Origin of the sequence: Paenibacillus sp. ICGEB2008, assembly GCF_000307675.1 — a bacterium.
In the GTDB taxonomy this organism is placed as follows: domain Bacteria; phylum Bacillota; class Bacilli; order Paenibacillales; family Paenibacillaceae; genus Paenibacillus; species Paenibacillus polymyxa.
Map to the genome: position 1 here is coordinate 13,226 of NZ_AMQU01000004.1, position 13,569 is coordinate 26,794.

General features: G+C 44.8%; 15 protein-coding genes. 4 read left to right on the forward strand and 11 right to left on the reverse strand.

What is annotated here, in order from left to right; genetic code table 11:
* Positions 1 to 65: 65 nt before the first annotated feature.
* Positions 66 to 1,217 carry an iron-containing alcohol dehydrogenase gene (locus tag C400_RS0101585; RefSeq protein ID WP_017425764.1) on the reverse strand — a complete coding sequence of 384 codons (1,152 nt, stop codon included), beginning with the start codon at positions 1,215 to 1,217 and terminating at the stop codon, positions 66 to 68.
* 246 nt (positions 1,218 to 1,463) lie between these two features.
* Between C400_RS0101585 and C400_RS0101590 the strand changes: the two genes are divergently transcribed.
* The 4 genes from C400_RS0101590 (at position 1,464) to C400_RS0101605 (ending at position 4,658) form a co-directional block, all read left to right on the forward strand.
* On the forward strand, positions 1,464 to 2,498 hold the full coding sequence (locus C400_RS0101590; protein WP_017425765.1) for a stalk domain-containing protein: 1,035 nt from the start codon (positions 1,464 to 1,466) through the stop codon (positions 2,496 to 2,498).
* Positions 2,499 to 2,763: 265 nt separating this feature from the next.
* On the forward strand, positions 2,764 to 3,288 hold the full coding sequence (locus C400_RS0101595; protein WP_017425766.1) for a GNAT family N-acetyltransferase: 525 nt from the start codon (positions 2,764 to 2,766) through the stop codon (positions 3,286 to 3,288).
* Positions 3,289 to 3,321: 33 nt separating this feature from the next.
* Positions 3,322 to 3,693, forward strand: coding sequence for an iron chaperone (locus C400_RS0101600; RefSeq protein ID WP_016819247.1), 372 nt, complete (start codon positions 3,322 to 3,324; stop codon positions 3,691 to 3,693).
* Positions 3,694 to 3,980: 287 nt separating this feature from the next.
* Entirely contained in the window at positions 3,981 to 4,658 is a 678-nt protein-coding gene (locus C400_RS0101605; protein ID WP_017425767.1) for a tetratricopeptide repeat protein, read from the forward strand.
* 108 nt (positions 4,659 to 4,766) lie between these two features.
* On the opposite strand, the gene C400_RS0101610 is transcribed toward C400_RS0101605, so the two are convergent.
* The 10 genes from C400_RS0101610 to C400_RS0101655 form a co-directional block, all read right to left on the reverse strand.
* Positions 4,767 to 5,405, reverse strand: coding sequence for a GDSL-type esterase/lipase family protein (locus C400_RS0101610; RefSeq protein ID WP_017425768.1), 639 nt, complete (start codon positions 5,403 to 5,405; stop codon positions 4,767 to 4,769).
* Positions 5,406 to 5,474: 69 nt separating this feature from the next.
* Positions 5,475 to 5,897, reverse strand: coding sequence for a GNAT family N-acetyltransferase (locus tag C400_RS0101615; protein ID WP_017425769.1), 423 nt, complete (start codon positions 5,895 to 5,897; stop codon positions 5,475 to 5,477).
* Positions 5,898 to 5,938: 41 nt separating this feature from the next.
* Entirely contained in the window at positions 5,939 to 6,493 is a 555-nt protein-coding gene (locus tag C400_RS0101620; protein WP_017425770.1) for a nucleotidyltransferase family protein, read from the reverse strand.
* 21 nt (positions 6,494 to 6,514) lie between these two features.
* Entirely contained in the window at positions 6,515 to 7,768 is a 1,254-nt protein-coding gene (locus C400_RS0101625) for an MDR family MFS transporter (RefSeq protein ID WP_017425771.1), read from the reverse strand.
* A gap of 34 nt (positions 7,769 to 7,802) precedes the next feature.
* Entirely contained in the window at positions 7,803 to 9,536 is a 1,734-nt protein-coding gene (locus C400_RS0101630; RefSeq protein WP_017425772.1) for an ATP-binding protein, read from the reverse strand.
* Between the two features lie 49 nt (positions 9,537 to 9,585).
* Positions 9,586 to 10,650, reverse strand: a complete 1,065-nt coding sequence (locus C400_RS0101635) for a cobalamin B12-binding domain-containing protein (RefSeq protein WP_017425773.1) — start codon at positions 10,648 to 10,650, stop codon at positions 9,586 to 9,588.
* A 182-nt stretch (positions 10,651 to 10,832) separates the two neighbouring features.
* On the reverse strand, positions 10,833 to 11,294 hold the full coding sequence (locus tag C400_RS0101640) for a MarR family winged helix-turn-helix transcriptional regulator (protein WP_013309820.1): 462 nt from the start codon (positions 11,292 to 11,294) through the stop codon (positions 10,833 to 10,835).
* Positions 11,295 to 11,491: 197 nt separating this feature from the next.
* Complete coding sequence (locus C400_RS0101645; protein ID WP_017425774.1) at positions 11,492 to 11,941, reverse strand: VanZ family protein; 450 nt, start codon at positions 11,939 to 11,941, stop codon at positions 11,492 to 11,494.
* Positions 11,941 to 12,609, reverse strand: a complete 669-nt coding sequence (gene rpiA, locus C400_RS0101650) for a ribose-5-phosphate isomerase RpiA (protein WP_016819237.1) — start codon at positions 12,607 to 12,609, stop codon at positions 11,941 to 11,943. The genes C400_RS0101645 and rpiA overlap by 1 nt, the downstream gene beginning before the upstream one ends.
* A 60-nt stretch (positions 12,610 to 12,669) precedes the next feature.
* Positions 12,670 to 13,140, reverse strand: a complete 471-nt coding sequence (locus C400_RS0101655) for a GNAT family N-acetyltransferase (RefSeq protein WP_017425775.1) — start codon at positions 13,138 to 13,140, stop codon at positions 12,670 to 12,672.
* Positions 13,141 to 13,569: the final 429 nt, after the last annotated feature.

Consider the following 13,569-nt stretch of genomic DNA (forward strand, 5'->3'; position numbering starts at 1 on the left):
TGGTGTTCTTAATCAGTTCCTGGGACAGCCCTTAAAGTATATAACAAAAATAATAGCAGTATGATTTATAGAATTTTCTTAAACATTTCGATAACTTGTTCTTTGCTAGGTATGAACGGATTGCCCGGAGCACAAGCATCCTTCATTGAGTTTTCGGCAAGCAAATCTAAATCCACCTCATTTACACCTAGTTCAGAAAGTTTGGCAGGAATCCCTACTTCCTTCGACAGGTCTTTGATTCTTTGAATTACATAGTCCGCGCATTCTTTATCCGTTTTCCCCTTATCTTCAAAACCGATTACCTTAGCGATGGCACGAAACTTCTCTGGTACATGCTTGGCATTCTCCTCCTCCACAATCGGCAGCAGCATGGCATTGCAAACCCCATGAGGCAAATCGTATACGCCGCCTAGCTGATGGGCCATAGCATGGACGTAACCCAACCCGGCATTATTAAATGCAAGTCCTCCCAAGAAAATAGCGTAAACCATTTGTTCACGTGCTTCTATATCATGACCGTCGCTCACTGTACGGGCCAAGTTGTTAAAAATAAGTTCTACTGCTGCCAACGCGGTCGCATTTGTAACAGGATAGGAACCCGGAGTAACCAAAGCTTCAATGGCATGAGTCAAAGCATCTAGTCCTGTAGCTGCCGTTAATGCGGCGGGTTTGTCTACCATCAGTTCAGGGTCGTTGACTGAAATCGTAGCTACGCTATTCTTGTCAACCATAACCATTTTGACTTTGCGCTCTTCGTCCGTAATGACATAATTGATTGTAATTTCTGCGGATGTTCCTGCCGTTGTATTAATGGCGACAATGGGCAGCGATTTATGCTTAGATTGATGAACGCCCTCATACTCCGTTATATGTCCCCCGTTGGTAGCAATAATGCCAATTCCCTTGGCCGTATCCTGTGGGGATCCTCCACCAATAGAAATTAAAAAGTCGCAGCCGTTGTCCTGTAGAAATTGAACGCCATCATGTACGTTTTTACAGGTTGGATTGGGCTTGACCTCATCGTATACTACATAGTTCAAGCCAATATCATTCAGCAAGGATGTGACCTTGCCTGCAATTCCACTCTTCATCAGAAACTTATCGGTCACGACCAGTGCTTTGCTTAAATGTAGTTCTTTTATATAGGGTCCAACTTCATGCAAACAGCCTTTTCCCATCAGATTGATAGATGGTACAAAAAATACATGTGCGCTCATAAAAATCTGCCTCCTAAGGATTCACTTTTGATCCCTCGCTAAATACAGAACTACTATAAAGTGAAACATTTCACATTTGTAATTCTATCTTTATTTAATTTTGATGTCAATATAAAAACACAGATATAACTTTGTTTTATTTTTGTTTATTTTGGTTTTTGAGTTAATCCAATAATTGGTACACAACTAATCGGAGGCAGTCTCGTACAACTTAGATGAACAACTTAACAACGAGGTGATGACAGCATGACAATCAACAAGAAAGTAGGGCTGGCTCTGCTGGCCGTATCACTGCTGCAAGCAACCCCATCTTACGCCAAGTCGGCGCCGCTAACTCCAGTAACAACCGTTTATGTGGATGACCGCCCGCTTGAGCTTACTGCCCAACCGCTACTGCTAGACGGGACAACGCTCGTCCCTATGCGTCAGTTGTTTGAGGCGCAAGGAGCTGTGCTTTCCTGGAACGGAGCCAGCAAAACCGTAACAGCAACCAAAAACGACACGACGCTGACCTATCGTATTGGAGAAGTTGCTGCCACCCTCAATGACAAAACGCTGTCCCTGAACGTTCCCGGACAGATTATTAAGGGCAACACAATGATTCCACTGCGTTTTGTGAGCGAAGCACTCGGGAGCACAGTGAAATGGGACGCTCTAACCCGGACGATCCGAATTGCCTCTAAAGAAGACTTTTTCACAACGATTCTTTCTGGAGTCAACTTGCGCAGCAAACCAGATTCATCAGAAGCTTCCCCTTCCCTGCGGCTTATTCCAACCGGTGAAAAGGTTCATGTCATCCGCGAGGTTAATGCTCTCTGGCTGGAAGTGCGCACTAAAAACAACCTGACCGGATACATATCGGCTAAACCAAAATACAGTGATTACACCAGCACTTCTCTAGCAGAACGGCAGGGTGATGAACTGATCGCCTACGGGCAAAAATTCCTTGGTACCCCTTATGAATTCGGCGCAGCAACCGGACAGACAGCGACCTTTGATTGTTCCTCATTTGTAGGGGAAGTGTTCCGACATACGCTCTCTATCGACCTCCCCCGTGTCTCTTACGATCAGGCAAAAGAAGGCCGGGAGGTGGGGCTGAACGAACTGCGCAAAGGTGACCTGCTGTTCTTCAGTGCGCGTGGGCTGGAGATCGGCCATGTGGCGATCTATGCAGGGAACAACAAATTGCTGCATACTTTCTCCAAAGAGCGCGGCGTTCATTTTGATACGTTTGACGATAAATGGAAGAAACGTTTCGTAACAGCCCGTAGACTGTTTTAAGACGGACTGGATAGCCAATAACAGCAGCTAATCCAGTACCACACTCAATTTTTTCTGTTTGCCTTTTGCCGGACGCCTCCCTTGCGGTTTGCGTTCAGGCGGCAAAAGGATTGATTCGTTCCCCTTGTTCAACACGTAATTCGATCCTCTTCTTTAACACTTTCTCTCAAAATCTTGAATATTCCATCAGATCTGCTTAAATAGGTTTAATAGCTTGTGCAGAAAACACGAATATGTATGCTAATGATGGACAGGAGGAATCGTTATGCAATTTGAAACAGATCGGCTCATCATTCGTGATATTTGCAGATCCGATTGGGGAAGTATACATACCTACACGTCATTGCCCCAAGTTACTAGGCACACAGCATGGGGACCCAATACAGAAGAAGATACAAAGGCATATATAGAACAAGTTCTAGTCTCACAGCAGGAAAAGCCACGACAAGACTACGAACTAGCTATATGTCTGAAAAACACTGGAATTCTGATCGGCGGTGTTGGTATTCATGTCAAAGATACTAATGCAGAAGTGGGTTATATTTTAAACCCAGATTATCAAGGAAAGGGTTATGCAACAGAAGCAGCACGAACCCTGCTAGGATTTGGATTTAGTACACTTGATGTCCATCGTATTTATGCAACATGTCGTCCAGAAAATAAAGCTTCTGAGAAGGTTATGCAACAGATCGGAATGCAACGTGAAGGTATAATGCGAGAACACTGGTACTACAAAGGCGAGTTTCATGATTCATATTTGTACTCTATTCTTGTTGAGGAATTCCTCTGAACGATACAATTTTGATTTTAGGAGGGAACTTACATGGAAGCTTTTGCAGAATATTTAGCGCATATTGATAACCCGCAACATCAAGCCCGAACGGAAGAGGTTTTAGCTTGGGTAATCAAGAAGTTTCCAAATTTAAGGCCAAAAATTGCGTGGAAACAGCCTATGTTTACGGATCACGGCACATTTATTATTGGCTTTAGCGTAGCCAAACATCATCTAGCCGTTGCCCCTGAAAAGGCAGGGATTCATCATTTTTCTGAGTTAATTGTGCAGGCTGGCTATAATCACACCAAGCAGTTGGTACGTATCCAGTGGGATAGTCCAGTTGATTTCGCATTACTTGAGAAAATGATCGAGTTTAATATTTTGGATAAGGCCGACTGTTCAACCTTTTGGCGGGAATAAAAAAAATAGGATGGGCCAATGCAACTAACTCATCTGCATATTCCCAAGTTGTCTTCAGTGACTCAATGTAATACTGATATTTCTCATGCTCCTCCATACAAGGAGGAGTTTTTGTACATACGAATTTTCACAAGCATCAATCTAAACGATGTATACTCTACCATTCCCCCACCCACATAGAAAGCTATCATTCTTCGAAATCTCATCATGCTAATGCCCCTTAAAGCGCACCTATGCTATAATATGGAAAGTATGGATAGCTACATATACAGGAGGATTGGAGCAGAATGATTGGGAAATTTTTGATTTTCTCTCTACTGTGGAGTTTGCTCGGTAACCCGTTTTTGGCAATGCTCGTACTCTTAATCTTGATCTATATATTGGATCGCAACTTTGTCGGTGTATTGCCCAGCATCAGCAAACCGTGGAAAAGAAGACGCAATGCAGCACGATTGCGTCAACAGATTGCGTTAAACACTAACAATGTGGCTGCCAAGTTTGATTTGGCTCGAATTTGGCTCGAAAGCAAGAAATACTCGCAGGCTTTGGAGCTACTATTGGAAATTCAATCCCGATATGAAGATTCAGCAGACTATTGGAACGCGCGGGGTACGGCTGAGGTACACACAACCCATCTGGAGGATGGAGAACAGCATTTACTCAAGGCACTGGACATTAACCCGCGAGTGCAATACGGTGAACCCTATTTGCATTTAGCCGCTGCTTTCAAGGAACGTGACGTAAATAAGTCACTACACTATCTACAGCAATTTCAGGAGATCCAATCTTCTTCTAGTGAGGGCTATTATCTGACAGGCCTAATGTACCGTATGCTGGGACGCAAGGATGAAGCCAGCGCTGCATTTAACCAATCCATTGCTGTCTATCGTTCTCTGCCCAAATACCGCAAACGAAGTGAGCGCAAGTGGGCTGCTCGTAGCTTATTCCGTAAATTAATCGGCTAAACCGCACACTGAAACGCAAAAAAAGAGGCTTATGATGGTCAGTTCCTACTGCCATCATAAGCCTCTTTCTTTCATATACTTTGTCCGATCCGAAGCATCCGCTCACACTCATCGTAACGGCGCATAACCAAGTCGACTCAGTTCTTCCGCAATCACACGATAACCACGGCTATTCGGATGTATCCGGTCCAGCGAAAGCAATGCCCGTTCATTGCCTTCGAACGCGGGATAAATGTTCGCTACCCGGTAATTGGGTCCACCCAATGTATAGAGAAACGAGTTGAATTGGCGTACATATACTCCCGCCTCTCTTATCCCTGGAAAAGGATTATATAATCCCACCATTCGGATGATAAATGGCTCACGCTGACCGGACTTTATTTGATACAGGGCATGTACAATTTGGCGTACATGTTCTTTGGTATGATTCAGTGCTTGTGGAATGGAAGAACCTGAAGAGCCTGGGCCTCCAGCAAGTGTACTGATATATGGACGTAGATCATTGCCGCCGATCGTCACCGTTATGAGTTCAGCCCGATTGATTGCTGACCGAAAAAGCGGATTGTTGCGAACCATAGACAGCAGCTCCTGCGATGTCAGTCCGTTGATTCCCAGATTCTCGTAACTGACTGGTGTACGGAGATATCTTTCTGCCATTTGCCGATAGACAGGTACAAAGCCGCCACCTAGCAACGTCCCTGCACCTGTCGTTAAAGAATCTCCAATCGCTGTGTAGTGATACGCCAATGAACCCCACCTCCCTCCGACATAACATATATTATGTAGAAAAAAAGGAAGCGGGACCCGGAGATTCGCTTATTCTTCGTCTATTTCATATACACAATGAAATTGCCCACCATCTGGCAAATCCTCTGATCCATATACAGCAAACCCCACGTTGCGGAAGAAATCTGCCCCCTCCGCATCTGTATCCACCATAAGTCGCTTCGGGCTACGCTCCTTAATAAGTGTAAGCAACATCCCTCTGCCGTAGCCTCTATGACGATTTTCAGGCAATACAGCCAGATGATGGAGCACAATCGTTCCATCCTCCCGCTCCTCAAAACCGACAACACCTACAATAAGTCCTTCATCTTCCACACCGAACAACTTCCATTCATCCGAGGCTTGATAAGCACGCAAAGCTGCCTCTCCGCGTTCAGGATGATCTAGCACGGCGTAGGTAAGCAGCTCCAGCACCTCCTCACGAGCTGAATCTGGTTTTATATTTTTAAACATCGTTAGTCGTCTCTCCTTACAATCTGAAATGAGATTACACTTTAATTTTCCACAATAAGCAACGGCCAGTTATCTAGCCACTGTTTTTCAAATACACGCTGACGAAAAGCCGTAGTGTGACGGAACAATGGGCTTTGACGTACCCGCATATCCAGCAGATCTTCCAGCCCATGCGGACAAATGACCTCCATTTGATCCTTGGCATTCAATCGAATGGCTACAGCAGTTGCCGTCTCTGGCCAGCGACTCATCGCATCCTCTATCGAGGAATACGGAGCTTCCCCATTGCGAATATGCATCCGAGCTTGATTTTTGACAGACCAGTTGCGTCCCGCCTGTTTACGATTCAAGGACTGCTCCAGAAATTCATCTCGTTCCTCTAGCGTATTTTTGGGGTCAAAATAAATAACATCGATATCGTTTAGTGGTGTAGCTGTTGTATAACCATGTAGCTTGTCCCACACACGGTTGCGTACATAGCCCGCGGCTATACAACCTTGCGGAAGCTTCAGCTCTCGCACATAGCGCAAGTCTTCCAAGACCTGTGGATCATTCATATATTGTATGATTCGTAGCACATTTTCTTCCGACTTCATCCTGTACTCAGCCCCCTTTTTTTATGATGACAGTTGCTGCACAGACTCTGCTCCTTGAGCCGCGAATCGGGCTGTACGCTGCGCCAAACGGCGGCGTGCGACCAGCAGGAAGGGAATACCGATCACAACCGACAGTGCAACCGGAACAAACACGGCAAGCGGTGCCGTTTGACCATAGACATCCAGCAACCAGCCACCAAATAAAGGAGCCAGTACACTACCCAAATTATTAAAGCCGATCGTACCGAAGTAGGTCCCTTTATATTGAGCATCAGCAATTTGATCAATCAGTACGTCCAGCATCGTGAACAATAATACTTCGCCTATTGTAAACAGCACCATATCCAGTATAAACATCCAGCCTGAGTTTAGCATACCGCACAGCAGCAAGCTGACCGCAATACATATATTCCCTGCTATTAAGGAATTCACTGGAGAAAAGCGGCTTGCCAGCCGCACCAGTGGATACTGAAAAGCCAATACGCAAACCGCGTTGACCGTTAGCATGTATGTAAACCACCGGGTACCTTCCTCGAAGGACAACGATAAAAATTGAGGCATTGTCGAATTGGAATGGGCATAGCCCATTACGCAGAATACAGTTCCCAACAGAATCGGCATAAATATGGGATCCCTACTGGCTGTTCGGAACGCCTCGCCTATCCGCAGCGGAGCCTCTCCCGCTGTTGTGCCTACATGCAGATCCGATGCATACCGAGTAAACTGGATCAACAGCAGTACCCCGTACAGAGCATACACACCAGCGGCTACCATGAACGGCGTACCTGTAGATGCCGATCCCAACATCAAACCAAGCAGCGGTCCTGCCACCACACCAACATTAATCGCCGCATATCTCATGTTATAGACAAGCAATCTCTTCTCCTTGGGGGTTACATCGGATAATAGCGCCCGCGAAGTTGGCTCGAACAAGGATCTGCACAGTCCATTCAGAGCATTAATGACAAAAAAGGCCCAAGCCGCTTCTGCCAACGCAAAAGCGACAAATACAAGCGCCCAACTCGCAATGGATACCAGCATGACCTTACGTCGTCCGATCCGATCTGAAATATATCCACCGTAAAAGCTGGCAAAAATGCCAACCAGCGAGCTGACCGATACGATCACCCCCGTATGAAAGGGGGTGACCCCCAGACGGGTGGTCAGATAAATAGACAAAAATGGGATGCTCATAGAGGTCGCCATCCGACCAAAAATCGTACCCGCTATAATTGTCCAGGCCAGCGGGTGAATGGAACGCAGCTGTTCTTTCATATATATATTTTAGGTCCTCCTTCTAGGTACAAGTCTAACAAGGGGGAGACAGTCTCGACTGGTGAATATAACGTTCCAGTTCTAAACACGTTGTCTGATAGACAGACTGGAGCGCAGACAACTTCCCTTGTACATTCTCAAGTCGGTTCTCCCGTGCAAGCTGTTCAATATCAGACAGCAATTTGGACAAACGCCCGACACCCAGACTCACGCTGCCTGATTTCAACTCATGAGCAGCCTCTACTACTTTTGTGGCTTCGCCCGCAGCAACCAGTTCTTTTAACTTGTTGATTTTGGCAGGTGTATCACTGGTATACATTTCGACCAATGACTCAAGTAATCCCGTGCTACCATCCTCGTCCAGCAGCATGATCTCACGAATAACATCCTCATCCAAAATAGGCTCAGATTCCGGAATGGGTAGCCATTTGGCCAGCTTTTCTGAGAGATTTTCAATCGTCACTGGCTTCATCAAGTAATCGTTCACACCAATCACCCGCCCACGAGCCTGGTCTTCCTCGGACACATTTCCGGTCAAAGAAATGATCGGCACAGGCGGCTGTTGGTTTTCTGCTTCCCACTGGCGGATCGCTTTCGCCGCATCATGACCATTTAGCAAAGGCATATGATGATCCATTAGAATGCAGGCGTAGGATCGTTCGGAGGCCGCTCTTACTGCAGCTTGTCCATCCTCGACAAAGTCAATATGCTGAAATCCCAGGTGGTTAAGCTGTAATTGCACTACTTGACGATTCACCCGATTATCCTCTGCTACCAAAATAGCTTGAGAATGACTATGCTCACGAAGCAACTCGCTACGTACCGTCAATTCACCATTTTCATGTTCTTCTATTTCAACTGCCTGTCCTGATACCTTCCTGAAGGGAATTTCAAACCAGAACGTGGAGCCTTGGCCTTCTTCGCTAACGACCCCAATCTCTCCCTGCATAAGTTTCACAAATGAGCTGCATATCCACAGCCCCAGTCCCGTTCCTCCATATTGGGAGGCGCTGCCTTCACCAGCTTGCACATAAGGCTGAAACAGCTTGTCCTGATCCTCCGCTGAAATCCCGATGCCCGAATCCTGCACCTCAAAACGAACACGTTGGGAATCTTTAGTTTCCTCAACCAATTTTGTCCGAACAACAAGGTTCCCTTCGCTTGTAAATTTATTTGCATTGTTCAACAGATTAAGCAAGATCTGCATAATCCTTGCCGAATCTCCTTCGAGATGCTCTGCCACGGCTCGATCAGTCTCTATACTCAACTGGTTGCCCATCTGATAAATTTGCGGCTCCAACAACTGGGCAACATGGCTCATAATCGCCTGAACTCTGACATTTCCGATCTCTAACTCCATCTGTCCTGCTTCTACTTTGGATATATCGAGCAGATTATTAATCATGTTTAGTAGCAGAGAGGCCGACTCACGTATCACACCGATGGCCTGCCGCTGATCTGGAGATAGTTTGGATGAAGCTAACATTTCGATCATCCCCAAAATTCCGTTCATTGGCGTTCTAAATTCATGACTAACCACGGCGAGAAAAGTGCTCTTCAGGTCATTAGCCCTTATCGCTTCTTCCTTTGTCCGCTTTAATTCCGCATTGCTTTTGGCAAGCTGACGCTGCAGATTGACCAGTTCGTTGTTCATTGCTGAAAATTCATTCAGCAGCTTTTCTTCCTCAGCCTTGCTTTTCAGAACCTCATCCGTTAATTGTTCGACCGTTCTCCGCAGGACAGCCATTTCTGCTGTCGGTTCCTTCATATTAAAAGGCCCCCTTTACAAAATGACTTACGGGTTGCCAACACTAACATTATCTCTTGAGCGAAAGTATGTCCTCTGCTACCTCCAGCGCTTCCTCCGCACCTGGTGCATATCCATCGGCTCCCACTTCCTGCCATAAGTGTGAATCAAGATTAAAGGGCAATCCACCGACCATAATTTTCACATGACTTGTAGTTGTATTTTGGCGGATCACAGTAATCAGCTTTTTCACCAGATGGACATGGTAAGCCATGGTAGCTGAGATAGCCACCACATCTGCGTTGTAGCTCACAATGGCCTGAAGCAGACTCCGATCAGGTACATTGGCACCTAAATAGTACGTATCCCAGCCATCCATCTCGAAGATATCAGCCAGCATACGCAGACCTATTTCATGCTGCTCGCTGCCTACACATGCTGCTACGAGGCTGCGTCCCTTATTTCCAGCACCTATCCATCTGGGATACAGACTGGAAATAATAAACTGAGTCGCGGCAGTACAAAAATGTTCTTGACCAACCGTAATTTTGCCTTCATGCCACAGACGACCTATTTCATATTGCGAAATTTGAAAAATATATTTATAAGTATGTTGAATAGACATACCTTCATCTAGCAAATGGATGATCCAATCCAAAGCCTGTCTGCGATTACCAAACAGTAAATATTCCAAATATTGAGCCACATCGGCAGCATAGGGATTATCATCTGTAATAAAAGAGGCGTACTCCTCTTTCTTCCCAATTTGCTGTATCCCCAATTCCAAATGCTCCAGCACCACCGTTTTTTCCCTGTGATGAAAGTGCTCTACCAATGTCTCCCGAATTAATTGAAAATTGATGATCAAATCTTCTTGGGTTATGCCGAAACCTTCTAAAAGTCTCTTTAACCAGGAAACATAATACGTAAATAAAATAGGACTGCTCACGATTACACTTTCAGCTAAATAGTTCAAACTATATAAAGAGTCCTGTTTTGTCTTTATTTTACCGTTGTCCCCAAAGCGCTCCAAAAGATCTGGCTGTAATTCGTATTGTTTGTGGGTAACTAGCTCAGCCAAATCTCCTGCTTGCATCAATAGCGACTCACCTGCGGTATATTGCTGTATACTCATGTACAGCTCCTTCCCCGACAAGGTATTTGTATATGAAACAGGTTCTAGGGATGACCTCAGATCGAGACTATTAGACAATTATACCTGATTTGCGTCCCCACTGCCCAAAATTAGACAAAAAAATAAAATACCGAAAAGTCGGTATTTTATCTTAAAGCTGATTTAACCAGAAAATGCAACACTTATGATCCGTTACTCTTCTGTCCCTCAGCTGTTAGTCCAAGCTTTTTTAGCAGATGAATAGCCTGCTCCTTCTCTTCCACGGATAAGCCATCCACAGTCTCCATAATAACACGATGATGCTGCGGGAATATTTGCTCAAAAAAATGACGTCCATCATCAGTTAATTCTGCATAAATTACACGCCGATCATCTTGTGACGCACGGCGGGTAAGCAGGTTTTTTTTCTGGAGTTTATCCACCACATACGTAATATTCCCGCTGGAGATCAGTACCTTTTCTCCAATCTTCTGCAAAGGCTGCGGTCCGCGATAATACAAAAGGTCAAGCACACCAAATTCAGTTGTATTTAATCCATGACTATGAATGTCCCGATTCGTGCGAGACGTGACCGAATTATAGGCACGAGCCAGAACAACGAACAAATTAAGCGCTAAGTCCTGATCATCTGGTTTTACAGACATATTAACAGCCTCCGTTACTCATATCTTTATTCCAAGATATCTTAATTGCGTACTTTTGTCAAGTTTAAGCGCTTCCCTTCCTGCTTTTACAGTCTGTATTGAAGGAATTACCATCTATTATGCGAAAGTTGCCGTTCATTATGTAAAAAAGCCTGCCCTCGACCAGTCATTAAATACTGATATCGAGAGCAGGGCGATTATGATTCAATTCTTAATTTCTTACGTAAAAATACGTAGGCAACACGTCCGCATAATACTCCCAGTACATTCAGTATGATGTCATCCACATCCATCGTACCTGCGCCCAGCAGCATTTGGGTTACTTCGAGAATGACCAATGCGGCCACCACCACTAACAGCAGCCTGCCTACCCTTCGCATAGATACCCAAATGATCGGCAAAAGAATACCGAAGGGAATGAACACACCAATATTCCCAAGCAAATTAACACCCCATACCCGAAAAGGGGAAGAATGCATGGCCCGCCAGTATCGCCCGATCGTATCCAAGGGAACAACATTATATGAATACGGAGGTCCTGGACGCAGCGTGCGACCAAAACCGAGAAACATCCAATATAATAGAAGCCCTGTATATAATATCAATAACACGAATGCTACATTATAAAACAGACGGTTACCAGACATTATTTATTCCGTACGTCAATTTGTCCATTAGCTCGTGCGATAATAACTTGATCCGCCATGTTAATGAACAGTCCATTATCGACTACACCCGGAATCTGATTCAAGCGAATTTCCAGTTCCTGCGGGTTCTCGATTGTACCATAGCGGCAATCGGCAATATAATTTCCGTTATCCGTAAGGAAGCGCTCGCCGTCTTTCATACGCCATTCCGCTTTACAGCCTGTCTGCCGCAGAGCCTCTAACGTCCATTCACTGGCAAAAGGCACCACCTCGACCGGCAAAGGGAATGCGCCCAGTACCTTCACATCCTTGGACTCATCCACAATAATGATTAATCGATCGGTATTGCTTTCCACAATTTTCTCTCTCAGCAGAGCACCGCCTCCACCTTTTACCAATACCAGTTGCTCATTCACCTCATCTGCACCGTCAATGGTAACGTCAAGCCTCCCAATCTGATCAAACGGAATGATGGGAATTCCCAGCTCCCTGGCCTGATCCTCCGAGGCTTGGGATGTAGCTACAGCCTGTATATGTAATCCTTGTGCCACACGCTCTCCGATTTTTTGAATAGCCCAATAGGCTGTCGAGCCTGTACCAAGTCCTACTTTCATACCTTCCTGAATCGCCTCAACTGCTTTTTCGGCCGCTTTTTGCTTCAAATTCATTATCATCTCTCCCGCTATATAGGCTAGTGTTGATCAACATCTATTTTATATGAGAACGCTTTATAAAGACAGAGACAGCTTTTTACCATAACAAAGACTATTTTCATCGTGTTCATACTCCCCAAATCGTTCAATAGGTTCGTATCCCTGCTTGGTATAGAAGGCAATTGCTTCAGGTTGAGCTGCTCCAGTCTCTAGATTAATCCTTACTACTCCCCGCTTTCTGGCTTCCTCTTCCAGAAAAGATAATAGGCTAACTGCAATTCCTTGTCTGCGATAAGAGGAATCAACATAAAATCTTTTAAGCTCCATCTCTTCCGCATCTATAGGCCTAAGCCCTCCGCAAGCAACTGGTTTTTCATCCATATACACAACAGCGAAAATCATATTTTTAACTTTCGGGTTGGAAAAATCAACCAAGTAAATTTGATCGGCAGGATACCTCTCCAACAAGTCTTCATCCAGCCTGCGAATCAAATGATGCAGATCCGCATGATCGCTCTCAACCTTTAAAATCGTAAACCTCGACACTTTTCTCATCCCTCTTCTCTATACATAGATACATGGACTCATTTCGCGAACAAATCACGAAAACCGCGATAAATCAAGCATTCGCGGCTTCAAATATGAAAAATGTCCCAAATTGATAAGTGCATTTGACTCTATTATAAAGTATGATGGTTTCTGTTGAATAGTTGCTTATGGACTGAAATGAACTCGAATTTCAAGCAGGAGTATAAATTGGAAAATACTGAAATACACACAACCTTTACCTATTAAAAATTAATTTTTTATTGCGTTAGGTATTCATTTCATGAGCTTTTTGTACGACATATATATAGGGATATCATACTTGTCTGAAAAAGACTTAAGACCTATTTCTAAAAAATCAAGGGTCAATTATCTCTATTTATTGTGTTTGTAAGGGGGACTTGATTATCTCATTCGATAAGCGGTTCA